The 25759-nt window shown below is 70.5% G+C and carries 20 protein-coding genes; 12 read left to right on the top strand and 8 right to left on the bottom strand.

Annotated features, from left to right (window positions below):
* Positions 1-12 precede the first annotated feature (12 nt).
* Both CLM62_RS00485 and CLM62_RS00480 read right to left on the bottom strand, forming a co-directional pair.
* Positions 13-1386 (bottom strand): aspartate aminotransferase family protein, encoded by a 1374-nt coding sequence (locus CLM62_RS00485; RefSeq protein WP_095747878.1) that lies wholly within the window; start codon positions 1384-1386, stop codon positions 13-15.
* 2 nt (positions 1387-1388) lie between these two features.
* Entirely contained in the window at positions 1389-1913 is a 525-nt protein-coding gene (locus tag CLM62_RS00480) for an Lrp/AsnC family transcriptional regulator (protein ID WP_095747877.1), read from the bottom strand.
* Between the two features lie 168 nt (positions 1914-2081).
* Between CLM62_RS00480 and CLM62_RS00475 the strand changes: the two genes are divergently transcribed.
* Positions 2082-3518 carry a gamma-aminobutyraldehyde dehydrogenase gene (locus tag CLM62_RS00475; RefSeq protein ID WP_095747876.1) on the top strand — a complete coding sequence of 479 codons (1437 nt, stop codon included), beginning with the start codon at positions 2082-2084 and terminating at the stop codon, positions 3516-3518.
* 205 nt (positions 3519-3723) lie between these two features.
* On the opposite strand, the gene CLM62_RS00470 is transcribed toward CLM62_RS00475, so the two are convergent.
* Positions 3724-4878 (bottom strand): serine hydrolase, encoded by a 1155-nt coding sequence (locus CLM62_RS00470; RefSeq protein WP_095747875.1) that lies wholly within the window; start codon positions 4876-4878, stop codon positions 3724-3726.
* A 306-nt stretch (positions 4879-5184) separates the two neighbouring features.
* On the opposite strand from CLM62_RS00470, the gene CLM62_RS00465 reads away from it, so the two are divergent.
* Entirely contained in the window at positions 5185-6849 is a 1665-nt protein-coding gene (locus tag CLM62_RS00465) for an RNA polymerase sigma factor (protein ID WP_095747874.1), read from the top strand.
* On the opposite strand, the gene CLM62_RS00460 is transcribed toward CLM62_RS00465, so the two are convergent.
* The gene (locus CLM62_RS00460) at positions 6794-7567 is read right to left on the bottom strand and encodes a glycerophosphodiester phosphodiesterase (RefSeq protein ID WP_095747873.1); all 774 of its coding nucleotides are present in this window, start codon (positions 7565-7567) and stop codon (positions 6794-6796) included. The two genes, CLM62_RS00465 and CLM62_RS00460, sit on opposite strands and share 56 nt — an antisense overlap.
* 38 nt (positions 7568-7605) lie before the next feature.
* Entirely contained in the window at positions 7606-8685 is a 1080-nt protein-coding gene (locus CLM62_RS00455; RefSeq protein ID WP_257003598.1) for an adenosine deaminase, read from the bottom strand.
* Between the two features lie 233 nt (positions 8686-8918).
* On the opposite strand from CLM62_RS00455, the gene CLM62_RS00450 reads away from it, so the two are divergent.
* Positions 8919-9644, top strand: coding sequence for a DUF4190 domain-containing protein (locus CLM62_RS00450; RefSeq protein WP_095747871.1), 726 nt, complete (start codon positions 8919-8921; stop codon positions 9642-9644).
* 74 nt (positions 9645-9718) lie between these two features.
* Here the strand turns inward: CLM62_RS00450 and CLM62_RS00445 are convergent, their stop codons facing one another.
* Positions 9719-10276: an NADAR family protein gene (locus tag CLM62_RS00445; protein ID WP_257003596.1), complete on the bottom strand. Its 558-nt coding sequence runs from the start codon at positions 10274-10276 to the stop codon at positions 9719-9721.
* A gap of 221 nt (positions 10277-10497) precedes the next feature.
* Here CLM62_RS00445 and CLM62_RS00440 point away from each other — a divergent pair, with 221 nt between their 5' ends.
* The 7 genes from CLM62_RS00440 (at position 10498) to CLM62_RS00410 (ending at position 18315) form a co-directional block, all read left to right on the top strand.
* Complete coding sequence (locus CLM62_RS00440) at positions 10498-12033, top strand: gamma-aminobutyraldehyde dehydrogenase (protein WP_095747869.1); 1536 nt, start codon at positions 10498-10500, stop codon at positions 12031-12033.
* Between the two features lie 71 nt (positions 12034-12104).
* Positions 12105-13352, top strand: coding sequence for a spermidine/putrescine ABC transporter substrate-binding protein (locus tag CLM62_RS00435; RefSeq protein WP_095747868.1), 1248 nt, complete (start codon positions 12105-12107; stop codon positions 13350-13352).
* Positions 13349-14524, top strand: a complete 1176-nt coding sequence (locus tag CLM62_RS00430; RefSeq protein ID WP_095747867.1) for an ABC transporter ATP-binding protein — start codon at positions 13349-13351, stop codon at positions 14522-14524. Before CLM62_RS00435 ends, CLM62_RS00430 begins: the two co-directional genes overlap by 4 nt.
* Positions 14524-15447, top strand: coding sequence for an ABC transporter permease (locus CLM62_RS00425; RefSeq protein ID WP_095747866.1), 924 nt, complete (start codon positions 14524-14526; stop codon positions 15445-15447). The genes CLM62_RS00430 and CLM62_RS00425 overlap by 1 nt, the downstream gene beginning before the upstream one ends.
* A complete protein-coding gene (locus CLM62_RS00420) occupies positions 15448-16275 on the top strand; it encodes an ABC transporter permease (protein WP_095747865.1) in 828 nt (275 codons plus the stop codon).
* 29 nt (positions 16276-16304) lie between these two features.
* A complete protein-coding gene (locus CLM62_RS00415; RefSeq protein WP_095747864.1) occupies positions 16305-17723 on the top strand; it encodes an FAD-binding oxidoreductase in 1419 nt (472 codons plus the stop codon).
* Between the two features lie 142 nt (positions 17724-17865).
* Positions 17866-18315: a hypothetical protein gene (locus CLM62_RS00410; RefSeq protein WP_095747863.1), complete on the top strand. Its 450-nt coding sequence runs from the start codon at positions 17866-17868 to the stop codon at positions 18313-18315.
* Here the strand turns inward: CLM62_RS00410 and CLM62_RS00405 are convergent.
* A complete protein-coding gene (locus tag CLM62_RS00405) occupies positions 18312-19163 on the bottom strand; it encodes a phosphatase PAP2 family protein (protein ID WP_095747862.1) in 852 nt (283 codons plus the stop codon). The two genes, CLM62_RS00410 and CLM62_RS00405, sit on opposite strands and share 4 nt — an antisense overlap.
* A gap of 120 nt (positions 19164-19283) precedes the next feature.
* On the bottom strand, positions 19284-20618 hold the full coding sequence (gene gabT, locus CLM62_RS00400) for a 4-aminobutyrate--2-oxoglutarate transaminase (protein ID WP_095747861.1): 1335 nt from the start codon (positions 20616-20618) through the stop codon (positions 19284-19286).
* Between the two features lie 302 nt (positions 20619-20920).
* Here gabT and CLM62_RS00395 point away from each other — a divergent pair, with 302 nt between their 5' ends.
* The gene (locus CLM62_RS00395) at positions 20921-23329 is read left to right on the top strand and encodes an ATP/GTP-binding protein (RefSeq protein WP_095747860.1); all 2409 of its coding nucleotides are present in this window, start codon (positions 20921-20923) and stop codon (positions 23327-23329) included.
* A 201-nt stretch (positions 23330-23530) separates the two neighbouring features.
* Positions 23531-25210, top strand: coding sequence for a PucR family transcriptional regulator (locus tag CLM62_RS00390; protein WP_095747859.1), 1680 nt, complete (start codon positions 23531-23533; stop codon positions 25208-25210).
* The last annotated feature ends 549 nt before the right edge of the window (positions 25211-25759 follow it).

The raw sequence follows: 25759 nt of genomic DNA, 5'->3' as shown, positions 1-25759 counted from the left end.
AACCGCCGGAGGCTACAGCTTGCTCCACGCCTGAGTCAGCGTCGCGCGCAGGATCTGTTCGATCTCGTCGAACGTGTCCTGGTTGGCGATCAGCGGCGGAGCCAGCTGGACGACCGGGTCGCCGCGGTCGTCGGCACGGCAGTACAGGCCGTTGTCGAACAGAGCCTTGGAAAGGAAGCCGTAGAGGACCCGCTCCGTCTCCTCCGCGCTGAAGGACTCCTTCGTCGCCTTGTCCTTCACCAGCTCGATGCCGTAGAAGAAGCCGTTGCCGCGGACGTCGCCGACGATCGGCAGGTCGTGCAGCTTCTCCAGGGTGGCGCGGAACGCGGACTCGTTGTCGAGCACGTGCTGGTTGAGGCCCTCGCGCTCGAACAGGTCGAGGTTGGCCAGGCCCACGGCCGCGGAGACCGGGTGGCCGCCGAAGGTGTAGCCGTGCAGGAAGGTGTTGTCGCCCTTGTAGAAGGGCTCGGCGAGGCGGTCCGAGACGATGCACGCGCCGATGGGGGAGTAGCCGGACGTCATGCCCTTGGCGCAGGTGATCATGTCCGGGACGTAGCCGAACTTGTCGCAGGCGAACATCGTGCCGAGGCGGCCGAAGGCGCAGATGACCTCGTCCGAGACAAGGAGCACGTCATACTTGTCGCAGATCTCGCGCACCCGCTGGAAGTAGCCGGGCGGGGGCGGGAAGCAGCCGCCGGCGTTCTGTACCGGCTCCAGGAAGACCGCCGCGATCGTGTCCGGGCCCTCGAAGAGGATCTGCTGCTCGATCTGGTCGGCGGCCCAGCGGCCGAAGGCCACCGGGTCGTCACCGAAGAGGGGCGCCCGGTAGATGTTCGTGTTCGGGACCTTGTGCGCGCCCGGGACGAGGGGCTCGAAAGGGGCCTTCAGGCCCGGCAGGCCGGTGATGGACAGGGCGCCCTGCGGGGTGCCGTGGTAGGCGACCGCGCGGGAGATCACCTTGTGCTTGGTGGGCTTGCCGACCAGCTTGAAGTACTGCTTGGCCAGCTTCCAGGCGGTCTCGACCGCCTCGCCGCCGCCGGTGGTGAAGAAGACCTTGTTGAGGTCGCCCGGCGCGTACTGCGCGAGGCGCTCCGCCAGCTCCACGGCCTTCGGGTGGGCGTAGGACCACACCGGGAAGAACGCCAGTTCCTGCGCCTGCTTGAAGGCGGTCTCGGCCAGCTCCGTGCGGCCGTGACCGGCCTGGACCACGAACAGGCCCGCGAGACCGTCGAGGTAGCGCTTGCCCTTGTCGTCGTAGATGTGGGTGCCCTCGCCCCGGACGATGGTGGGGACGGGCGAGTTCTCGTACGAGGACATGCGGGTGAAGTGCATCCACAGGTGGTCGTACGCGGTCCGGCTGAGGTCCTTGGGGCTGTCGGTGGTCACGGTTATCGGGTTCCCCACATGTAGGTCTGCTTCTTGAGCTTGAGGTAGACGAAGCTCTCGGTGGAGCGCACGCCGGGGATGGCTCGCATGCGTTTGTTGATGACGTCCAGGAGGTGGTCGTCGTCCTCGCAGACGATCTCCACCATCAGGTCGAAGGAGCCCGCGGTCATCACCACGTACTCGCACTCGGACATGGCGCTCAGCGCGTCGGCCACGGACTCCACGTCGCCCTCGACGTTGACGCCGACCATCGCCTGGCGCCGGAAGCCCACGGTGAGCGGGTCCGTGACGGCGACGATCTGCATCACGCCCTGGTCGAGCAGCTTCTGGACGCGCTGGCGCACGGCGGCCTCGGACAGGCCGACGGCCTTGCCGATGGCGGCGTACGGCCGGCGGCCGTCCTCCTGGAGCTGCTCGATGATGGCGAGGGAGACGGCATCCAGGTGCGGGGTGCCGTTCCTGGACTCGCGGGAGTCCCGGGAGTCCCTGGGGTCTGCGCTTCGACTGGCCACGACGTCACTGTGCACGACGTCTCGACAATTTCGCAAGGCTCCATCGATGAAATTCGTTGTTTATGTGGCGGAGACCTGCGGATTTCGCAGCGTTGGCGCGATCGGGGCTGTTGAAAACGTGGGGCGGCCGACTAGGGTGGGTGTCTCAAGGATTGGACAGTTCGACCTGACAGGAGGCCGGCAGTGAGCGAGCTTCGTCGTCTGCGCAACTACATCGACGGTGAGTTCCGGGACGCCGCCGACGGACGGACCACCGAGGTGGTCAACCCCGCGACGGGCGAGGCGTACGCGACCGCGCCGCTGTCCGGGCAGGCGGACGTCGACGCCGCGATGGCGGCCGCCGACGCGGCCTTCCCCGGCTGGCGCGACACGACTCCCGCCGAGCGCCAGAAGGCCCTCCTGAAGATCGCGGACGCGTTCGAGGAGCGCGCCGAGGAGCTGATCGCGGCCGAGGTGGAGAACACGGGCAAGCCGGTCGGGCTGACCCGCTCCGAGGAGATCCCGCCGATGGTCGACCAGATCCGCTTCTTCGCGGGCGCGGCCCGGATGCTGGAGGGGCGCAGCGCCGGCGAGTACATGGAGGGGCTGACCTCGATCGTCCGCCGCGAGCCGGTCGGCGTCTGCGCGCAGGTCGCGCCGTGGAACTACCCGATGATGATGGCCGTGTGGAAGTTCGCCCCGGCGATCGCTGCGGGCAACACGGTGGTGCTCAAGCCGTCCGACACCACCCCCGCCTCCACCGTCCTCATCGCGGAGATCCTCGGCTCGGTCCTGCCCAAGGGTGTCTTCAACGTCATCACCGGCGACCGTGAGACCGGCCGTCTGATGGTCGAGCACCCGATTCCCGCCATGGCCTCCATCACCGGCTCCGTCCGGGCCGGCATGCAGGTCGCGGAGTCCGCGTCCAAGGACGTCAAGCGCGTCCACCTGGAGCTGGGCGGCAAGGCGCCGGTCGTCGTCTTCGAGGACACCGACATCGCCAAGGCCGTCGAGGACATCTCGGTCGCGGGCTTCTTCAACGCCGGCCAGGACTGTACGGCCGCCTGCCGGGTCCTCGTCCACGAGGCCATCCACGACGAGTTCGTCTCCGCGCTCGCCAAGGCCGCCGCCGACACCAAGACGGGCCTGCCGGACGACGAGGACGTGCTGTACGGCCCGCTCAACAACCCCAACCAGCTCGCGCAGGTCGAGGGCTTCATCAACCGTCTGCCCGCCCACGCGCGCGTGGAGACCGGCGGCAAGCGGGTCGGCGAGCAGGGTTACTTCTTCGCCCCGACCGTCGTCTCCGGCGTCAAGCAGGACGACGAGATCATCCAGAAGGAGGTCTTCGGCCCGGTCATCACCGTCCAGTCCTTCTCCGACGAGGACCAGGCCGTGCGGTGGGCCAACGGCGTCGAGTACGCCCTCGCCTCCTCGGTGTGGACCAAGGACCACTCCCGCGCGATGCGGATGTCCAAGAAGCTGGACTTCGGCTGCGTGTGGATCAACACCCACATCCCGCTGGTCGCCGAGATGCCGCACGGCGGCTTCAAGAAGTCCGGCTACGGCAAGGACCTGTCGGCGTACGGCTTCGACGACTACACGCGGATCAAGCATGTGATGACGTCGCTGGACGCGTGAGCCTCCGGCGGTTCGGCGGACACGGGCGCGGCCCCGGACGGGAAGTTCCCGTCCGGGGCCGCGGTGTTCCCCCTCCGTGGTGGGCAGGTGCGCTTCAGAGGAAAGCATTTTTGAACATGTTCAACTTCGGCGTACGCTGCCGCATGGCTGGTCTTCGTCGTCTGCCTGGTGCTCAGCGGGGCCACGGCCTTCCCCGTCGTCCCCGCTACTTGAGCGCCGCCCGCGCGATCCGCTCGGTCACCGGGTTCATGTCCTCGCTCTTCGCGTCCGTCGCGCCCACGGAGACGACCAGCGTGCGTGACAGATCGCGGGTCGCGGCGATCAACGTGCCGTAGCCGTAGCGGGCGCCCGACTTGAGCCAGTAGACCCGGCCCTCGAACTCGAAGCGCTGCAGACCGGCGCTCATGGTGGCGCCCTCGATGCCCTTCGGCACCGTGAACATCTCCTTCAGCTGCGGCCGGGGGACCAGGTCGCCGCGGAACAGGTGGGTCAGCAGGCTCTCCAGGTCCGCGGTGGTGGAGATCATGTCGCCGGCCGCCCAGCGGTCCGCCTGGTTCCAGTCCGTCACGTCCACGAAGTCCGTCGTGCCGTCGGCCCGCTTCACGGCCTGGTAGCCGTGGTTGTGCGGCCCCCGGATGGCCGGGTCGGTGCCGGGGAAGTAGGTGTCCCGCATTTCGGCGGGCAGCAGGACGCGCCGGGTGGCCTCCGAGGCGTACGACTGTCCCGTCACCTTCTCGATCAGCAGGCCGAGGATCGTGTAGTTGATGTTCAGGTAGTGCTGCTTGCACCCCGGGCGGAACTCCGGTCCCTTCGCCACCGCGGACGCGACGACCTCCTGGGGTGTCAGCGTGTCGAAGCGGTGGGCGTACAGCTCCTCGAAGGTGTTCCCGAGGCTTTTGCCCGGCTGGATGCCGCTGGTGTGGTTCAGCAGCTGCCGTACGGTGATCGGCTTGAAGTCGCGGGTCAGCAGCCCCGGGAGGTAGTGCTGCACGGGCTTGTCCAGGCGGACCTCGCCCTCCGCCGCGAGCTGCAGGACGACGGCCGCCGTCACTACCTTCGTCGTCGAACCCGCCCGGAAGCGCGCGTCCGGGTCCGCCGCCCGGCCGCTCGCCAGGTCGTGCACGCCCGCGCTGCCGCGCCAGGTGCCGTCGGTGCCGCCGACCCGGACGAGGGCCGCGGTGGCGTCCTGGTCGGGGAGGTTCTTGAGCGCGTTCTCCAGGGCCTGGGTGTCCAGGTCGGTCGTCGTGGTGTGCGCGGCCGCCGGAGCGGAGGCCGCGAACGCGGGGGCGGCCAGCGGGCCGGCGCCCAGGGCGAGGACGAGGGAGGCGGCGAGGACGGTCGTACGGCGGCGGGCGCGCATGCGGCGGCTCCAGAGGTCGACGGATGTACGGGATGTGTTGGCGATCATCCTGTGGCCGTACGGTGTCTCCCGGATCGTCGGCAAGGAGGGCACCGGACCCTGGTGCAACCCGGAGCAAGTGCGGTGATGGGCAAGGGTGTTGTGAGGGAGTGCCCCTAAGGGCCCCCGAAGCCCGCTCAAAAAACTGTTATCGCGGACACCTTCACGCCGTCTCCACGCTGTGATGCCCGACATAGCCATGACCCCAGGCGCACCTGAGAGGGTGCGTGCGGGAACAACGTGAGAGAGCGCGAGGGAAAGGACGACGTGGACACGCGGCAATGGCGCGACACCATCGCGGCAGCGCAGGCCGGCGACCGGCAGGCGCTGGACGAGCTGGTCGCGGGCTGGCTGCCGCTGGTCTACAACATCGTCGGCCGCGCCCTGAACGGCCACGCCGACGTCGACGACGTCGTCCAGGAGACCATGCTCCGAGCCGTCGACAACCTCGGCTCCCTGCGCGACCCGGACAGCTTCCGGTCCTGGCTGGTGGCGATCGCGATGCGGCAGATCCGGGACCGGGCGCGCCGCAGGTCCACGGAGAAGCTGGACGAGGCGGCGGCCCACGAGGCCACGGACTTCGCCGAACTCACCGTGCTGAGGCTGCAGTTGGAGGGGCAGCGGCGTGAGGTCGCGGAGGCGGTGCGCTGGCTCGACGACGAGGACCGGCAACTGTTGTCGTTGTGGTGGCTGGAGGTCGCCGGCGAGCTCAACCGGCGTGAGCTGGCGGCGGCCGTCGGCATCAGCCGGCAGCACGCCGCCGTGCGCGTCCAGCGGATGAAGGAGCGCCTGGAGACCTCACGCGGCATCGTGCGGGCCCTCGACGGCGCCTGCCCGGACCTGCGCGAGCTGACCGGCCGCTGGAACGGCCTCCCCGACTCCGTCTGGCGCAAGCGGCTGGCCCGGCACATCAGGCGCTGCGGCTACTGCGGCGACGCCCGCGAGACCGTCGTACCGGCGGAACGCCTGCTCGTCGGGATCGCGCTCGTCCCGATCCCGGTCGGCTTCACCCTCTCGCTGGCCTTCGGCGGCAAGACGGCGGTGGCCGCCACGTCCGCCGCCACCTCCGTCAGCTGGTCCGCGAAGGTGCTCGGCGCGCTGACCAAGCCGGCGGTCGCCGTGACCGCGGGCGCTTCCATCGTCGCGGGCGGCGCGTACGTCGTCACGCAGCCCCCCGACGCCCCGCCCCCGCGCGCGGCCGTCACGCCCACGCCCACGGCGACGGCCACGTCCGCCCCGCCGTCTCTTCCGGCCGCCCCGCCCCCTTCGCCCTCACCGTCGGCGACCCAGCCGAAGGCCGACCTGTACGGCAGCGTCGTCGACGCCGTCGACCGGGCACCGGACCGGAATGCGAAGCCCGCGCCCCTGCCGCACCGGCCGGAGTCCGGGATCACCAGCACCGGCGGCGCGCACGCCGTGATGAACCACCGCGGCGACAGCGTCAAGCTCACCGGCCAGGGCTATGTCCTCGTCCGCTGGCAGATCTCTCCCCAGTACCGGCCGGGCGGACTGGTCATGCCGACCTGGACCGGCCTCGAGGGCAAGCTCTTCCACGTGGCCTCGGGCGGCGGCCGCCGTATGGACGACCCCGTGAACGGCGGCTCCGACGGCTCCGCCACCGGCATGGGCAACCCGGACATCGGCTACACCGTGCTCCCGGCCGGCACCCAGCAGATGTGGCAGAACGAGTACTTCTACGTCGACGGCAGCGTCACCCTCACCGTGAACGAGCGGGGCGCCGACTACGGCCTGAGCGTCTTCCCGTCCAGTTGGAACGCGGTGAACGAGGATGTGAACAGCGGACCCCCGCAGGGCGCGATCCGCTACGGCCTGGTCCGCGACACCGGCAAGGACGACACCCCCGTGCCGCAGTACGTCACCCGCGCGACCCCGGCCGATCCGGCGACCGTTCCTCAGGAATCGCGGGTGTAGGACTCCCGCAGGAGTTCGCCGGGCCGCGCGGTCCGCCGCCGTCGCGCAGGGCGCACAGTGTGTCGATGCGGTTCGTGGTGATCGAGTCGACGCCCATGGCGGTGAGGCGGCGCATCGAGCGGCGGGTGTCGGGGGTCCATACGGACAGCAGGTAGCCGTCGGCGTGAACGCGGTCGGCGAGACTGTGGTCGACCAGGGCGAAGCGGTAGTTGAGCCAGCGCGGGCGTACCGCGTCCAGCAGGGCGGGGCGCGGCGGGGCCAGCGTCGTCCAGGTCAGCGCGATCTCGGCGGCCTTGTCGGCGGCGCGCACGGCGAGCATGGCCGTGGCGTCCGCGCAGTAGTACACGCGGTCCGCCGCCCCGCACTCGCGGACGACGTGCACGACCCGGCGCGCCATCCGCACGTCCGAGGTGCCCGGCAGGTCGAGCATCACCCGGCTGCCGTCGGTCGCGGCCAGCGCCTCGGCCAGCGTCGGCACCTTCCCGAACGTCAGCCCGCGCACCTCGTCCGCCGACAGCGACAGCAGCGGCCGGTCGTGCTCCCACAGCCGCTTCAGTGTGTCGTCGTGCAGCAGCACGGGAACGCCGTCGCGGGTCAGCCGTACGTCGATCTCCACCGCGTCCGCGCCCCGGCGGAGCGCGGAACGCAGCGAGTCGATGGTGTTCTCGCGGACGCGGTAGGGGTCGCCGCGGTGGGCCACGGCGGTCAGGTTCTGCATCCGCCCATTGTGCGGGGACGGCTCTTGGAGGGGACCCCTCAGGGGGCGAGCCAGGCCGAGGTGAAGGTGTCGATCTCCTCCTTGATCCGCGCCTTGCCGGCCTCGTCCAGGAAGGCCGCCTCGACCCCGTTCTTCGCCAGCTCGGCCAGGCCCCGCTCGTCGAGGTCCAGCAGCCGGGCGGCGACCGCGTACTCGTTGTTGAGGTCGGTGCCGAACATCGGCGGGTCGTCGGAGTTGATCGTGACCAGGACGCCGGCCTCCACGAACTCCTTGATCGGGTGCTCGTCGAGGGTGCGGACCGCGCGCGTGGCGATGTTGGAGGTCGGGCAGACCTCCAGGGCGATCCGGTGCTCGGCGAGGTGGGCGAGGAGCTTGGGATCCCGCGCGGAGCTGGTGCCGTGTCCGATGCGCTCGGCGCGCAGTTCGGTGAGCGCGTCCCACACGGTCTGAGGGCCGGTGGTCTCGCCCGCGTGCGGCACCGACCGCAGTCCGGCGGCGATCGCCCGGTCGAAGTACGGCTTGAACTGCGGCCGGGGCACGCCGATCTCGGGCCCGCCGAGCCCGAAGGAGACCAGCCCCTCCGGGCGCACCCGGTCGTCGGTGGCCAGCCGTGTCGTCTCCTCGGCGGCCTCCAGACCGGCCTCGCCGGGGATGTCGAAGCACCAGCGCAGAACGGTCCCGAAGTCGGCCTCCGCCGCCTTCCGCGCGTCCTCGATCGCGTCCATGAAGGCCCGCTCGTCGATGCCCCGGCGGGTCGAGGAGAACGGGGTGACGGTCAGCTCGGCGTAGCGCACCTGCTGCCGGGCCAGGTCCCGGGCCACCTCGAACGTCAGCAGCCGTACGTCCTCCGGCGTGCGGATCAGGTCGACGACGGACAGGTACACCTCGATGAAGTGGGCGAAGTCCGTGAAGGTGAAGTAGTCGACCAGGGCCTCGGGGTCGGTGGGGACCTTGGAGTCGGGGTGGCGGGCGGCCAGTTCCGAGACGATGCGCGGGGAGGCGGAGCCGACGTGGTGCACGTGCAGTTCGGCCTTCGGCAGCGACGCGATGAAGGCGCGCAGGTCGCGCGGAACGCGGGCGTCGACGAGGTGGTCGGTCAAGGGGGCCTCCCCAGGCAGGGCGCCAGGCACTGTGTCGGGTGCGGCGCGGATGATCGGCTGATCGAGTGCGGTGACATCGTAGGTCGCGGGTGCGAGAGCGTGTGCGGGTGCCCTGGACGGGCCGGGACGGCTGCCGGGGGGCGTGCGGGGAGGGTCCCGGAGCCTCGGTGCAGGATGGGACGCGGCTGGGCGGTGGAGTGTGATTCGGCAGGCCGTAGCATGACGCCACGAACGACTTAGGGGGACATGACATGACGGACGCGACGCAGCCGAGCGGGGAGGCCAACGCCGGCCGCGACCCTTGGGCTCCGCCCGAGAACGGGCCGTCGCCGGCCAAGGACCAGGCGCCCGACACCGGCCGGCCGGCCACGCCGCAGCCGCCGTCCGTGCACGACCAGGCCACCGTCACCTCGATGCCCAACGACGGTTTCGCCACACCGGGCTACCCCCCACCGGGCTACCCCGCCTTTGGCGCACCGACTGCCGGCGCTCCTGTGGGTGGACCGGCTCCCGTCGGTGGCCCCGGCGTGCCTCCCCCGCCCATGGCGCCCACCGGCCCCGGCGTCCCCGGCGGATACGGGTACCCCTCCTACCCTCCCGGCTACGGCTGGCCCGGCATGCCGACGCCCCCGCAGAACGGGATGGGCACCGCGGCGATGGTGCTGGGCATCCTGTCCTGCTGCCTCTTCTGTCTCTACGGCATCGTCTCGCTCGCCCTCGGCATCGTCGCCGTGGTCCTCGGGATCAAGGGACGCCGACGCGCCCAGCGCGGCGAGGCCAACAACCACGGTCAGGCGCAGGCCGGACTGATCACGGGCATCATCGGCATCATCCTCGGCCTCATCGTGATCGCGGTGATGGTCGTCGGGATCGTGCTTGCCATCAACAGCGACGAGTCGGATTCCGACCCCTACTCCGACCCGTACTACGACGGTGCCGCCCACGCCGTGTCGACGTCCGTCGTGACGACCCGCTGAGTACACCCCGGAGCCGCGTGAGCCTCTGAGACTCAGACCTGAAGCGGAGTCGGCCCTGCAGGTTCGGCTCCGCTTCAGCCCGTCCGCAACCGCTCCCGCGCCTCCATCAACGCGAACCCCAGCAGATTCGGCCCCCGCCACCGCTCCGGATCCTGCGCCACCTCGTCGTCCGCGGCGAGACCGATGCCCCACACCCGGTCCACGGGGCTCGCCTCCACCAGCAGCCGGTCACCCGTGCCCAGCAGAAAGTCCCGCAGTTCGGGATGCGCTGCGAACTTGTGGACGCTGCCCTCGACCACGAGCCCGAACCGCTCCCGCTCCCATATCGCCTCGTCGAAGCCGCGCACGAGCCGCCCCGCCTTCTTCGCCTCGGCGGGATGCTCCGCCGCCAGCACGCGCCGCTCCGCCTCGGGATCTTCGAAAAGGCGCGCCTTGCCCGCCATCATCCAGTGCTCGGCGGTCGCGTACACCACGCCGTCCACCTCGAACGGCGACGGCCACCACTGGCTCAGACAGCTCGGCCCCACCCGGCCGTCCGGCCGCGGCCGGTGCCCCCAGAAGTACAGATACTTGATCTTCGCCCCCGCCCGGACCGCCCTGACCAGGGCCTCCCGCGACTCGATCTTCCCCATGGTCCTCTCCATGCACGCGAGTCTGGCAGTCACCACTGACACTCCGTCCCCCCTTTTCGACGCCGACTGACACCTGGTCGACAGATTCCGTCGCGTAACCAAAAGGCAACAACGGAATCACTTGTTGGACGCCCTTTGCTCTGTCAGGATCGGCACTCAAATCGAGCTGGAGCTACGCCACCCGCCTCTGACGAACGCGGGCGACGGCGGAGGAGAGCGACATGCACAACCCGGGCACTGCCACCCTGGACCGGTTCGCGGCCCAGGAGCGCTTCGCGGACGGCGCGCAGTACATCGCGGGCCGCCTGACGAAGGGCACCTCCGGCCGCACCCATGCGGTCGTCGACCCGGCGACCGGACAGGACGTCTTCACGTACGAACTGGCCGCCACCGCCGACGTGGACGCGGCCGTCGCCGCCGCCCGCGAGGCCTTCCCCGGCTGGTCCTCGGCCACCCCGGGCGAGCGCTCCGACGCCCTGCACCGCTTCGCCGCCGTGCTCGCCGACCGTGCCGAGGACTTCGCCCGCGCCGAGTCCCTCCAGTGCGGCAAGCCGCTGAAGCTGACCCGCGAGTTCGACGTGCCGGGGACCGTCGACAACACCGCCTTCTTCGCCGGTGCCGCCCGGCACCTCCAGGGGCAGTCGGCCGGTGAGTACTCCGGCGACCACACCTCGTACGTCCGCCGCGAGCCCATCGGCGTGGTCGGCTCCATCGCGCCCTGGAACTACCCCCTCCAGATGGCCGCCTGGAAGATCCTCCCGGCGATCGCCGCGGGCAACACCATCGTCCTGAAGCCCGCCGAGCTCACCCCGATCACCTCGCTGCTCTTCGCCCGGGCCGCCACCGACGCCGGGATCCCGGACGGGGTCGTCAACATCGTCACCGGCACCGGCAAGGAGGCCGGCGAGCACCTCGTCGGCCACCCCGACGTGGCCATGACCTCCTTCACCGGCTCCACCGCCGTCGGCAAACGCGTCGCCGAGATCGCCACCGCCACCGTCAAGCGCCTCCACCTGGAGCTGGGCGGCAAGGCCCCCTTCGTCGTCTTCGACGACGCCGACCTGGAGGCGGCGGTCCACGGCGCGGTCGCGGGCGCGCTCATCAACACCGGGCAGGACTGCACGGCCGCCACGCGCGCGTACGTGCAACGGCCCCTCTATGAGGCGTTCGTCGAGCGGACGGCCGCCCTCATGGAGACCGTCCGGCTCGGCGACCCGTTCGCCCCCGGCACGGATCTCGGCCCGCTTATCTCGCACGTCCAGCGCGACCGTGTCGCCGGTTTCGTCGACCGGGCGCGTGCCTACGCGCGCGTGGTCACCGGCGGCGAGGCCCCTCAGGGGGATCTCAAGAACGGCGCCTACTATCGGCCCACCCTGATCGCGGACGCCGCCCAGGACAGCGAGATCGTCCAGTCCGAGATCTTCGGCCCGGTCCTGGTCGTCCTGCCCTTCGACGGCGACGACGAAGGCATCCGGCTGGCCAACGACACCCCGTACGGGCTCGCGGCCTCCGCCTGGAGCCGGGACGTCTACCGGGCGAACCGCGCCACCCGCGAGATCAAGGCGGGCTGTGTGTGGGTCAACGACCACATCCCGATCATCAGCGAGATGCCCCACGGCGGATACCAGGCGTCCGGCTTCGGCAAGGACATGTCCGCGTACTCGTTCGAGGAGTACACCCAGATCAAGCACGTCATGTTCGACAACACGGCGGTGCCCCGCAAGGACTGGCACCGCACCATCTTCGGGGACCGATAGCCGTATTCGGGCCGCCTGACCCGCGGCCGCACACCCTCCCAAAAGGGCACTCCCGAAAGGGCATCACGCGCATGGAGCAGTACGAGCCCGACCGCCTGTCCCCGGCCCAGGTGGCCGCCATGCGGCGCAGTTTCCGCAACGGCCGGGCCGCCATGACCCGGCGGTCCCTGTTGCGTGCCTCCGCGGGCGGAGCGCTCGCGGTCGGCGGTCTCGGGGCGCTGAGCGCCTGCGGCATCCCCGCGGCGGGCAAGACCCAGGGCGGCGTCGCCGCGGACGACCACTCGGCGAAGGAGAAGACCGTCAACTTCTCCAACTGGACCGAGTACATGGACGTGGACGAGAGCGAGAAGCACCACCCCACCCTCGACCAGTTCACCCAGCGGACCGGCATCAAGGTCAAGTACACCGAGGACATCAACGACAACAACGAGTTCTTCGGCAAGATCAAGCCGCAGCTCGCCGCGGGCCAGGACACCGGCCGCGACATCATCGTCCTCACCGACTGGCTGGCCGGCCGCCTCATCCGCCTGGGATGGGTGCAGAAACTGGACCCGTCCAACCTCCCGCACGCCTTCGCCAACCTGTCGGCGCAGTTCCGCGACCCCGACTGGGACCCCGGCCGCGCCCACTCGTACGTCTGGCAGGGCATCTCGACCGTCATCGCCTACAACAAGAAGGCCCTCGACGGCGTCGAGGTGAAGTCGGTCTCCGACCTGCTCGACAACGCCAAGCTCAAGGGCCGCGTGGGCTTCCTGTCCGAGATGCGCGACAGCATCGGCATGACCCTGCTCGACATGGGCAAGGACCCGGCGAACTTCACCGCCGACGACTACGACGCGGCCGTCGCCCGCATCCAGAAGGCCGTCGACAAGGGCCAGATCCGCCGCTTCACCGGCAACGACTACACCTCCGACCTGACCAGCGGCGACTTCGCCGCCTGCATCGCCTGGGCCGGCGACGTCGTCCAGCTGAAGGCGGACAGCCCGGACATCGACTTCCTGATCCCGGACAGCGGATACATGACGTCGACCGACAACCTGCTGATCCCCAACAAGGCCCGGCACAAGACGAACGCCGAGCGGCTCATCGACTTCTACTACGAGCCGAAGCCGGCCGCCGAACTCGCCGCGTACATCAACTACGTGTGCCCCGTCGACGGCGTGAAGGCCGAGCTGGAGAAGATCGACAAGGATGCGGCGACCAACCCGCTGATCATCCCCGACAAGGCCATGGCCGCGAAGTCGCACGCCTTCCGCTCGCTGAGCTCGAAGGAAGAGACCGAGTTCGAAGAGAAGTTCGCGAAGCTGACTGGGGCGTGACCACCGTGACGAACAAGACGAACGACAACGACCACGGCGGCGACGTCCGCCTCTCGGGCGTCAGCAAGACCTACGGCTCCTTCACCGCCGTACATCCACTGGACCTGACCGTCCCGCAGGGCTCCTTCTTCGCCCTGCTCGGCGCCTCCGGCTGCGGCAAGACGACAACCCTGCGCATGATCGCGGGACTTGAGGAGCTCACGACGGGCACCGTCCACCTCGGCGACCAGGAGGTGACCCATCTGCCGCCCTACAAGCGGCCGGTGAACACGGTCTTCCAGTCCTACGCCCTCTTCCCGCACCTCGACATCTTCGAGAACGTCGCCTTCGGCCTGCGCCGACGCGGCATCAAGTCGGTGAAGAAGCAGGTCGAGGAGATGCTCGAACTCGTCCAGCTCGGCGAACAGGCACGCAAGAAGCCGCACCAGCTCTCCGGCGGACAGCAGCAGCGCGTCGCCGTGGCCCGCGCGCTGATCAACCACCCCAAGGTGCTCCTCCTCGACGAGCCCCTCGGCGCCCTCGACCTCAAGCTGCGCCGCCAGATGCAGTTGGAGCTCAAGCGCATCCAGACCGAGGTCGGCATCACCTTCGTCCACGTCACGCACGACCAGGAGGAGGCCATGACCATGGCCGACACGGTCGCCGTGATGAACGCGGGCCGCGTCGAACAGCTCGGCTCGCCCACCGACCTCTACGAGAACCCGCAGACCACCTTCGTCGCCAACTTCCTCGGCACCTCCAACTTCATCGAGGCCGAGGTCGACTCCAAGAGCGGCGACGAGATCGTGCTGAAGGCGGGCGGCGGCAAGCTGGTCCTCCCCGAGGCGCGGTGCGGCGCGCCCACCACGACCGGCGGCAAGGTGCTGGTCGGCGTCCGCCCGGAGAAGATCTCCCTCACCCACGCCGCCGACGCGGGCGAGATACCCCAGGGCCGCAACCGCATCACCGGGAAGATCGCCGACTCCAGCTTCATCGGCGTCTCCACGCAGTACGTCATCGACAGCCCCGTCTGCCCCGAGTTCGAGGTCTACGCCCAGAACATCGACCGCGACAGCCGGCTCGTGCCCGGCGCCGACGTGGTCCTGCACTGGAACCCGGCGCACACCTTCGGCCTGGACGCGGCCCAGGACATCGACGCCGGCGTGGAGACCGTCGAGGAAGAGGCGGCCTGATGTCGACGCTCACCGAAGCGCCTCCCCTGGCGCCCGCTCCGGAGAAGAAGCCTCCGCGCAGACGCGGCCGGCTGGTCCCGTACTGGCTGCTCCTGCCCGGCATCCTCTGGCTGCTGGTCTTCTTCGCGCTGCCGATGATCTACCAGGCCTCCACGTCCGTGCAGACGGGCTCCCTGGAGGAGGGCTACAAGGTCACCTGGCACTTCGCGACCTACTGGGACGCGCTGAGCGAGTACTGGCCGCAGTTCCTGCGCTCGGTCGCCTACGCGGCCGCCGCGACGGTGTTGTGTCTGCTGCTGGGCTACCCGCTGGCGTATCTCATCGCCTTCCGCGCGGGCCGCTGGCGGAACCTGATCATGATCCTGGTGATCGCGCCCTTCTTCACCAGCTTCCTGATCCGCACCCTCGCCTGGAAGACGATCCTCGCGGACGGCGGCCCGGTCGTCGGCGCCCTCAACACGCTGCACGTCCTGGACGTCACCAGCTGGCTCGGCTGGACCTCCGGCGACCGCGTGCTGGCCACGCCGCTCGCGGTCGTGTGCGGACTGACGTACAACTTCCTGCCGTTCATGATCCTGCCGCTCTACTCCTCGCTGGAGCGCATCGACGGACGGCTCCACGAGGCGGCGGGCGACCTGTACGCACGGCCCTGGACCACCTTCCGGAAGGTCACCTTCCCGCTGTCGATGCCGGGCGTGGTCTCCGGCACGCTGCTGACCTTCATCCCGGCGGCCGGCGACTACGTCAACGCGGACCTGCTCGGCTCCACGGACACACGCATGGTCGGAAACGTCATCCAGTCCCAATTCCTGCGGATCCTCGATTACCCGACGGCCGCGGCGCTCTCCTTCATCCTGATGGCCGCGATCCTCGTCATGGTCACCTTCTATATCCGCAAGTCCGGCACGGAGGATCTGGTTTAAATGAACACGCGACGGAGTCGCATATTCGGCACGAGCGTCAACTGGCTCAAGCGCAATCTCGTGGTCATCGCGGGACTGCTGACGCTCGCTTATCTCCTCCTGCCGAACGTCGTCGTCACGGTGTTCTCCTTCAACAAACCGAAGGGGCGCTTCAACTACGAATGGCAGCAGTTCTCCACGGACGCCTGGAAGGACCCGTGCGGGGTCTTGGACCTGTGCGGCTCGCTGTCGGTCAGTCTGCAGATCGCGTTCTGGGCGACGCTCGGCGCGACCGCCCTCGGCACGATGATCGCCTTCGCGCTGGTCCGCTACCGCTTCCGCGCGCGGGGCGCGGTGAACTCGCTGATCTTCCTGCCGATGGCGATGCCCGAAGTCGTCATGGCGGCCTCGTTGCTCACCCTGTTCCTCAACATGGGTGCGCAGTTGGGATTCTGGACGATCCTCATCGCGCACATCATGTTCTGCCTCAGTTTCGTCGTGACGGCCGTCAAGGCGCGCGTGATGTCGATGGACCCGAGGCTGGAGCAGGCGGCGCAGGACCTGTACGCCGGCCCGTTCCAGACCTTCGTCCGGGTCACCCTGCCGATCGCGGCCCCCGGCATCGCGGCGGGCGCGCTGCTCGCGTTCGCGCTCTCCTTCGACGATTTCATCATCACCAATTTCAACGCGGGCTCGACCGTCACCTTCCCCATGTTCGTCTGGGGCTCGGCACAGCGCGGAACACCGGTTCAGATCAATGTCATCGGTACGGCCATGTTCCTCGTCGCCGTCCTGTTCGTCCTGGCCTCGATGCTCATCGGAAATCGCCGCAACAAGCAAAAGGCGTAAACAAAAAAGAAGTGTAGGGAGTTGACATCATGGCCCCGAGCGCCATGAGCCGTTGGACCAGATCCCTTTCCGACGTCCAGCCGGTCCCGTACTGGCTGGACGACCCCGGCAAGCCTCACCCCGAGCCCGCCCTCACCGGCGCCGAGACCTGCGACCTGCTGGTCGTCGGCGGTGGCTACAGCGGACTGTGGACCGCGCTCATCGCCAAGGAGCGCGACCCCGGGCGGGATGTCGTCCTGCTGGAAGGCCGCGAGGTGGGCTGGGCAGCCTCCGGCCGCAACGGCGGCTTCTGCGCCGCCTCACTCACCCACGGCCTGCCCAACGGGCTGACCCGCTGGCCGGACGAGATCCACCAGCTCCAGGAGCTGGGCGCCCGCAACCTCGACGAGATCGAGAAGGCGGTCGCCCGGCACGACCTCGACTGCGACTTCGAGCGCACCGGCGAGATCGACGTGGCGACCGAGACGTACCAGGCCTGGGAACTGCGTGACTGGTACGAGGAGATGGACCGCCGGGGCCTCGCAGACGGCGTGGAGTTCCTGGACGCCGAGGCCGTACGGCAACAAGTCGACTCACCGACCTTCCGAGCGGGCCTGTACGACCGCCGGGGCGTGGCCATGCTCAACCCCGCCAAGCTGGCCTGGGGCCTCAAGCGCGCCTGCCTGCGCCTCGGCGTCCGCGTCCACGAGCACACACCGGCGCTGACGTTGAAGCCGTACGGCGCCGGGATGGCCGTACGCACTCCGTACGGTCAGGTCCGGGCCCGCAAGGTCGCTCTCGGCACCAACGTCTTCCCCAACCTGGTCAGGCGTGTCCGCGCGTACACCGTCCCGGTCTACGACTACGCGCTGATGACCGAGCCGCTGACCGCCGACCAGATGGCCTCGATCGGCTGGAAGAACAGACAGGGGCTCGGGGACAGCGCCAACCAGTTCCACTACTTCCGGCTGTCCGCGGACAACCGGATCCTCTGGGGCGGCTACGACGCCATCTATCCGTACGGCGGCCGGGTGCGCGCCGAGTACGACGACCGCCCGGAGACCTACGCCAAGCTGGCCGGGCACTTCTTCACCTGCTTCCCACAGCTGGAGGGCGTCCGTTTCACACACGCGTGGGGCGGGGCGATCGACACCTGCTCGCGCTTCTCGGCGTTCTTCGGCACGGCCCGTCACGGCAAGGTGGCGTACGCGGCGGGCTACACCGGCCTGGGGGTCGGCGCGACCCGGTTCGGAGCCGAGGTGATGCTGGACCTGCTGGCGGGGGAGACCACGGAGCGGACCTCGCTCGAGATGGTCCGCAAGAAGCCGCTGCCCTTCCCGCCGGAGCCCTTCGCCTGGACCGGCATCGCGCTCACCAAGTGGTCGCTGGCGCGGGCGGACGCGCACGACGGTCGGCGCAATCTGTGGCTGCGGACGATGGACCGGCTGGGTCTGGGCTTCGACAGCTGAACAGCCGTGTGTGACCTGGTGAACAGTCGTATGTGACCTGGTTCACTCGAGAAAGCCGCCAAAACCCGCGTAACGCCGGCCAGGAGACCTCCCTCTCCCTCATGACGCGACCAGCGTCGACGAATGAAAGGGAGGTCTCCTCATGACAGGGGCGAAGACGGCGGTGGAGTGGCTGGCATCCGTCGCGCCGGACCCCGAGTCCTGCCGCTGGGAGTGGGAGCGCAATCCCCTCGGGGTCGCGCTGCTGCCCGCGGGCAAGGCCTGGGACGTACTGATCCTGCCGGGCGAGCTCGGTTATCCCACCCTCGACGTCCTCACCCGCTTCCTCGACCGACCGGGCCCGGTGCTCGTCGACTTCGGCGACGCCCGAATGGGCTTCTTCGTACCGCCGGGCACCGCGGCGCGCTGGCTCGGCACGGGCATCCGTACGGCCGGCGCCGGCACCTGGATCGTGGTGCCGTACCCGGGCCGCTCCACCGGAGGCGTCCGCTGGCTGGTCCCGCCGGACGGCTCCGGAACCCTCACCGACCCGGCGCTGCTCGAACTGGCGATGCACGAGGCGGCGGCCGGGTTGGCGACGGAGGAGGACTAGGCGCGGCGGCCCAGGATCGGCCACCGCGCGAGCAACAGCCACAGCGACGCGAGCAGCACCACGCACAGACACCAACTGGCCACGACATCCAGTGGCCAGTGATACCCGCGGCGGACCAGGCCGTAGGAGGCGCCGAGGACGAGGGCGGTGCAGAGGACCGCGCATGCGCGGCGGGTCGTGGTCGAGCGCAGCCAGGGCAGGAGCAGCAGGGTCGCGGCGCCGTAGGCGATGGCGGCCGTGGCGGTGTGGCCGGAGGGGTAGTAGCCGGTGCCGGGCGGCACGGCCGGGGTGCCCGGGCGGTCGATGAGTTCCTTGAGGGGGGCGATCAGCGCCGGGACCAGGGCCATGAGGAGGGCCGCCGCGGTGGGCGGGAGCCACCAGCGGTCTCTGCCAATGCCGCGGGCCCGCCGGGCGACGTACACCAGGACGAGGAGGAGGACAGGGACCGCGACCTGGACATTTCCCAGGTCGGCGAGGAGTTGCGAGAAGCGGTCCGGGTGGATCAGGGCGCGGCTGACGCGCTCGTCCGTGCGCAGCAGCGGGCCGTCGGTGACGACCTGCCAGGTGATCAGCGCGAAGAGGAGGGCCGGAAGGCCGAGAACACCGAGAACGCCGAGAAAGAGGAAGGAGGCCGGCCGCCCCGGAACAGGGGGGGTGGTTCCGGGGCGGCCGATCGGATCGGATGGTCGGCCGCCCCGGGGGGTTTGGGGCGGGCGACTGTCCGATCGGTGAGGAGATCCAGAGCCGGAGGCTCCGGTTGTGTGCGCGAGGGCACGACCAGGTCGAAGCTGGGGAGGCCCCGGCCTGATGTCGCCCACAGTCCCCTGTGGGCGGGGTGTATCTCTCATCTGGGTAGAACCTACGACAGGGGTCGGGCGGAGGACAGGCGGAATCGCGTCCTGCCATCCACCTCGCACACCTTCTTCACACGGTCTACCGCTGGCGGAATCAAGTGTGCGGACCGTCGGTCAGATGCGCGCGAATGCCTGCTCGATGATGTCGAGGCCCTCGCTCAGCAGGTCCTCGCCGATCACCAGCGGGGGCAGGAAACGCAGCACGTTGCCGTACGTGCCACAGGTCAGGACCAGCAGGCCCTCCTGGTGGCAGGCCTTGGCGAGGGCGGCGGTGGCCTCCGGGTTCGGCTCCTTGGTGGCGCGGTCCTTGACCAGCTCGATGGCGATCATCGCGCCACGGCCGCGGACGTCGCCGACGATGTCGAACTTGTCCTGCATCGCGGTCAGGCGGGGCTTCATGACGGCCTCGATGGCCTTCGCCTTCGCGTTGAGGTCGAGCTCCTTCATCGTCTCGATCGCGCCGAGCGCGCCCGCGCAGGCGACCGGGTTGCCGCCGTAGGTGCCGCCCAGGCCGCCCGCGTGCGCGGCGTCCATGATCTCGGCGCGGCCGGTGACCGCGGCGAGCGGCAGGCCGCCCGCGATGCCCTTCGCCGTGGTGATCAGGTCGGGGACGATGCCCTCGTCCTCGCAGGCGAACCACTGGCCGGTACGGCAGAAGCCGGACTGGATCTCGTCGGCGACGAAGACGATGCCGTGCTCCGAGGCGAACCGGCTGATCGCGGGCAGGAAGCCCTTGGCCGGCTCGATGAAGCCGCCCTCGCCGAGCACCGGCTCGATGATGATCGCGGCGACGTTCTCCGGGCCGACCTGCTTGGTGATCTGGTCGATGGCCTGCGCGGCGGCCTCCGGGCCCGCGTTCTGAGGGCCGGTCGGCCAGCGGTAGCCGTAGGCGACCGGGACGCGGTAGACCTCGGGCGCGAAGGGACCGAAGCCGTGCTTGTACGGCATGTTCTTCGCGGTCAGCGCCATCGTGAGGTTCGTACGCCCGTGGTAGCCGTGGTCGAAGACGACGACCGCCTGGCGCTTGGTGTACGAGCGGGCGATCTTCACGGCGTTCTCGACAGCCTCGGCACCGCTGTTGAACAGGGCCGACTTCTTGGCGTGGTCACCCGGCGTCAGCTCCGCGAGCGCCTCGGCGACCTCGACGTACCCCTCGTACGGCGTGACCATGAAGCAGGTGTGGGTGAAGTCGGCGAGCTGCGCGGTGGCCCGGCGTACGACGGCCTCGGCGGAGGCGCCGACGGACGTGACCGCGATGCCGGAGCCGAAGTCGATGAGGCGGTTGCCGTCGACGTCCTCGATGATCCCGCCGCCCGCCCGCGCGGTGAACACGGGCAGCACGGAGCCCACCCCCTGCGCGACCGCGGCGACGCGGCGGGCCTGCAGCTGAAGCGACTTCGGGCCGGGGATGGCGGTGACGACGCGGCGCTCCTGCGGAAGTGCGGTCATGGGGGGCTCCTGGGTTTGCGAGGGGGTATGCGGAGGGGGTGTGAGAAGGGGGCTTGCGGACGGGAAGTGCGAAGGGGGCTTGCGGACGGGAAGTGCAGACGCTTGCGTTCTTTTCTCGCAGGCTAGGACGGGGAGAGGGGGGCGGGCATGCTCCATGTGGGCGTTCTCGGCGGCACGGCTTGTCCGTCTTGGACAGGGCGAGTCCGTGCCGGCCCGGCCGCGTAAGCGGTGAACTCCCTTGGCGAGGGCGTTAGATTGACTCGCTGACGGAGGACGGAACGGCTGGTCAAGGGGCGAGGGCGATGGACAGCGACGGGACGCAGAACGCGCGGGGTACGCATGCGAACCCTGTGCCACGTCCGGCGGTGCCGCCGGACGTGTCGGCGGTACCGCCGCGGCCGACGCACGCCCCGGGCCGGCCGGCGCCATCGGGAATCGCCGACTGGCTGAACGAGTCCCGTCCCAAGGTCCGGCCCGGCATCTGGCGGCTGGGTTACCGGCCGCCGAAGGGCGCGGAGCAGGAGCAGCGGCTCAGCCCGATGACCATCGTCGGCATGGTGATCCCGGCGGTCGCCGGGCTGATCATCTGGTCCTTCTGGCTGCGTGGTGCGATTCCGTACCAGTGGGCTCCGCTGCGGCTGGTCACGCCGGACGACTGGTGGGATGCCGGGACCCTGGTCAATCCCAAGGCCCCTGCGGAGGGCAACGAGTCCGACGGGTGGGGCAATCAGGCCCTCATCGCCTATAACGGCATCGCCTTCGTCGTGATCGTCTCGGCCATGGCCCGTCTCGGCAGCTGGGGCAAGGCGTTCCGCTTCTACTTCGCCCGCAAACCCCAGCCCCGGCGAGCCGCGCTCACCGCCCTGTGCGCCCTCGTGGCGCTGGCGCTCGTGTTCCCCGACGCGTTCCCCGGAGCGTTCTGGGACCCGGTCCCGGTCGTCGACCCCCTCCTCAACCTGACCATCGCCCTCTCCCAGGGCTACGACCTGCTTCAGTCGCCGCTGTTCGTCTACAGCCTGTACACGGTCATCACCCTCCTCGTGATCTGGCCGTTCGCCCGGGCGGGCGACTGGCCGGCCTACGCCAAGGAGCGGCTCGCCGCCCGCCGGTCCACCGGCACGGACGGGCCCGCGCGGCCGGTCGCCGTGCCCGCCGCCCAGTGGCCGGCCCTCCGCGAGGCCGGGCAGCACCAGGCCGCCGATCTGCTCACCGCCGAGGTACTGGCCGGGCGGATGAGCGACGTCGACTGCGCCCGCCTCACCCACGCGTGGACGCACGCCCGCCACCAGGGACGCCTCGCCGAGTTCACCGACGCCGTGCTGCGCCACGGCTCGGCCGCGCTCACCCACCCCTCCGGTGCCCGTGACCTGCCCGCCCGCACGGCCCCGCACGATCTGCTCGTCGGCCAGGTCCGCATCGGAAGCTGGGTACCCGGCGACCGCACGCCGCTCGCGTACGGCGGTGTCGGCGCCGCCCTCGAACCGGAGACCCTCGGCACCTCGCTCCTCGTCGTCGGGCCGTCGGGGTCGGGCAAGACCCGGCACGTGATCGCGCCGGTGGTGGAGTCCCTCGCCCTGCAGGCGCTGACCGGGCGGTGTGCCGTCGTCGCGGTCGGCGCGACCGGGGCGGCGCTCGGCCCGGACGCGTCCTTCGATGTCGTCGTCCGCATCGGCGACCCCAAGTCCGTCTACGACCTCGACCCGTACGCCGGCACCGACGACCCGGACGAGGCCGCGGCCCTCCTCGCCGAGGCCCTGGCCGGGGACCTCGACACCGTGGGCGCCCAGCGCGCCGCGACCTCGCTGGCCCAGCTGCTGGGCCCGTACCGGGCCGTGCACGGCGCCTTCCCCGCCCTGCCCGTCCTGCGGGAGCTGCTGGAGGGGGAGCCGTCGGCTCTGACGGACCTGCGCACGGCCCTGACGGAGGAGCGGTACGCCGTGCTGCGCCGGGAACTCGACGCCCGGGTAAGGCAGTCGGGCACCCCCGGCGACCCCGGCCCGGTGCTGGCCGACCGGCTCGCCCTGCTGGACCGGCCGGCCTTCGCCGACTTCTTCGGCGCGGGCGACGACACGATCCGGCCGTTCTCGCTGCGGGCCGTCGCCCACCACCACCTCCGGGTCCGTATCGACCTGCCCGAGCGCGGCCACGAGGAGGCGTCCCGGCTGCTCGCCCGGCTGGTCCTCGCCCAGTTCACCGCCGTCGCCCGGGAGAGCGGGCGCGCGCACTTCGCCTGCCTCGTCCTCGACGACGCGACCGGCGCGGTCACCGCCGAGTCGGTGCGCCGCATCCAGCGGCTGCGCTCGCAGAACGCCGGCGTGGTACTCGCCCTGCGCACGGTCGCCGACGTCCCCGAGGCCCTGCACGGGCCGCTGTACGCCGCGGTCGGCTGCCGTATGGCCCTGTCCGGGGTCACCACCTGGGACGGCAGCCGGTTCGCCGGGGCCTGGGGCACCGAGTGGGTGGAGACGACAGACGTGGCCCAGCACACCGTGTTCGCCGACCAGCCCATGACCCGTGCCATGCACGCCCTGCGCAAGCTGGTCACCGGCAAGGCGGTGACCACGGAGGCGGTCACCGTCCGGCAGGTCGAGCGGGAGCGGTGGTCGGCGTCCGAGCTGGCGCACGGGGTGCCGCCGGGGCACGCGGTGCTGTCGCTGACGAATGTGAAGGGGGAGCACGCGCCGCCGCTGCTGGTGGATCTGCGTCACTGAGCAGGGTCACTGAGCAGGGTCACTGAGCAGGATCACTGAGCAGGATCACTGAGCAGGATCACTGAGCAGGGTCACTGAGCAGGGCATGGGGACTTGGGGCGCACCGGGACCGTACGGTGAGGCAGAATCACCATAGGTCGTTCATACGCGGCGGCCAAAAGGTCACAAAGATCACGACGGTCCCACATACCTGAAGGCCTCATGCCCCCGACGCTCGCCTCGCTCGTCCACCACTCCGCGCTCAAGCTGACCGTACGCGCGGGCGAGGACCGGTTGGACGTGCCCGTCCGCTGGGCGCACGCCAGCGAGCTCGCCGACCCCGTCCCGTACATGGAGGGCGGGGAACTGCTCCTGATCACCGCGCTGAAGCTGGACGCGGAGGACCCGGAAGCGATGGCCCGCTATGTGAAGCGGCTGGTCGGGGCGGGGGTCGCGGGGCTCGGCTTCGCCGTCGGGGTCAACTACGAGGAGATCCCCGCCGCGCTCGTCGACGCGGCCGAGAAGGAGGGGCTGCCGCTGCTGGAGGTGCCGCGCCGCACGCCCTTCCTCGCCATCAGCAAGGCCGTGTCGGCGGCCATCGCGGCCGACCAGTACCGGGCGGTGACGGCGGGCTTCGCCGCCCAGCGCGAGCTGACCAAGCAGGCGCTGACGGACGGGCCGGAGGGGCTGCTCGCCGAGCTCGCCTCGCAGGTGGACGGATGGGCGGCGCTGTACGACGCGTCCGGCGCCGTCGTCGCGACCGCGCCGGAGTGGGCGGGGCGGCGGGCCGCCCGGCTCACGGCGGATGTGGAACGGCTGTGGGAGCGGCCCGCGCCGGCCTCGTCGGTGGTGGGCGGACCCGACCACGAGGACCGGGTCGAACTGCACTCGCTGGGCACGGGACGGCGACCGCGGGCGGCCCTCGCCGTGGGGACGGCCGCGGCTCTCGGTACGGCCGAGCGGTACGCCCTCCACTCGGCCATCGCACTGCTGACGCTCACCACGGAACGCTCACGGGCCCTGCACACGGCCGAACAGCGGATCGGGGTGGCGGTGCTGCGCATGCTGCTCGCGGGCGAGCCGGACCATGCGCGTGCGGTGGCGGGGGACCTGTACGGGGAACTGTTGGACGCCCCGTTCCGGATGATCGTCGCCGAGTCGGCCTCCTCCACGTCGGCCGCGCGGGTGCGGGCCGACGGCCGCGCGCACGGACCGCTCACCAAGCCGACGGCCGCCGCGCTCGCCGCCGCCGACACGGGCGGTGACCCGCTGGGCGCGCTCGTCGAGGTCGTGGAGTCGGCGGCGGCCCGGTCCGGGGAGGCCGTGCTGGTGGTGCCCGAGGGTGACGGCGAGGGGAAGCGGTTGGTGGTGCTGGCCGCGGACGGGGGTGCCGCGGTGGCCGCGTGCGGAGAGTACGCGGCGGCGGTGGAGGCGGCGCGGGCAGGAATACGGGATCAGGCGGCGGCCGGCGACGAGGACGAACTGGTCGTGGGGCTGTCGGCCCCGGCCGGCCCGATCGCGGCGGCGGCCGCGTACAAGCAGGCCGAGCAGGCGTTGTCGGTGGCGCGGCGGCGGGGGCGGGTGTGCGTCGAGCACGAGCAGATGGCGGCGGGGTCCGTGCTGCCGTTGCTCGCCGACGACGCGGTGAAGGCCTTCGCGGACGGCTTGCTACGGGCGCTGCACGAGCACGACGCGACCGGCCGGGGGGATCTGGTGGCCTCGCTGCGGGCGTGGCTGTCGCGGCACGGGCAGTGGGACGCGGCGGCGGCGGACCTGGGGGTTCACCGGCATACGCTGCGGTACCGGATGCGGCGGGTGGAGGAGATCCTGGGGCGGTCGCTGGACGATCCGGATGTGCGGATGGAGTTGTGGCTGGCGTTGAAGGCGACGTCGGCGGAGTAGGCACCCGGCGTGGGTGCGGGCGCCTGCTGGGGGCTCCGCCCCCTCCGCCCCCTCCGCCCGCGAGCAGGGCGAACAGGAAGACCCAGCCGCCGATCCAGCGGGGGGAATTGGCAGATCTGTTCCACCCCCGCGAAGGAAAACCCCAGGTGAGGTGGCCGTGCCGGTGGAACAGATCTGCCAATCACTGGGTGAGCGTCCGGGCCCCGCGCAGATCGCGTCGTGACCCGGGGTGATGGCCTCGTGCAGCCCGCCTGGAGTCCGGCAGTCCGTATCGCTACACCACGCGGCGGGACGCCACCCGCGTTACAGGGTCTGGCAGCTACCGAACGCTTGTAGAACGGGGAGGAGCCGACGCCTCGCGCGGCGGGAGCGGGCGCAGGTGCTGCGGATTGCAGAGCGGCTGGCCAGGTTTCCAGGCGGCAGGGTCGGCTACGACGCACCGGCCGTGTCCGGGCATGGCGTGCGGGATGCCGTTTTCATCGATCAAATCTCCACATCTTCTTGGCGCGAACCTGCCATCGCGGCCGGCAGGTGTTCCGGCGCACCTAC

The sequence above is a fragment of the Streptomyces sp. SA15 genome, from assembly GCF_002291145.1.
GTDB lineage: Bacteria > Actinomycetota > Actinomycetes > Streptomycetales > Streptomycetaceae > Streptomyces.
Note: the sequence above shows the minus strand (reverse complement) of the source record. Positions and strands in the feature narration are given on the sequence as shown.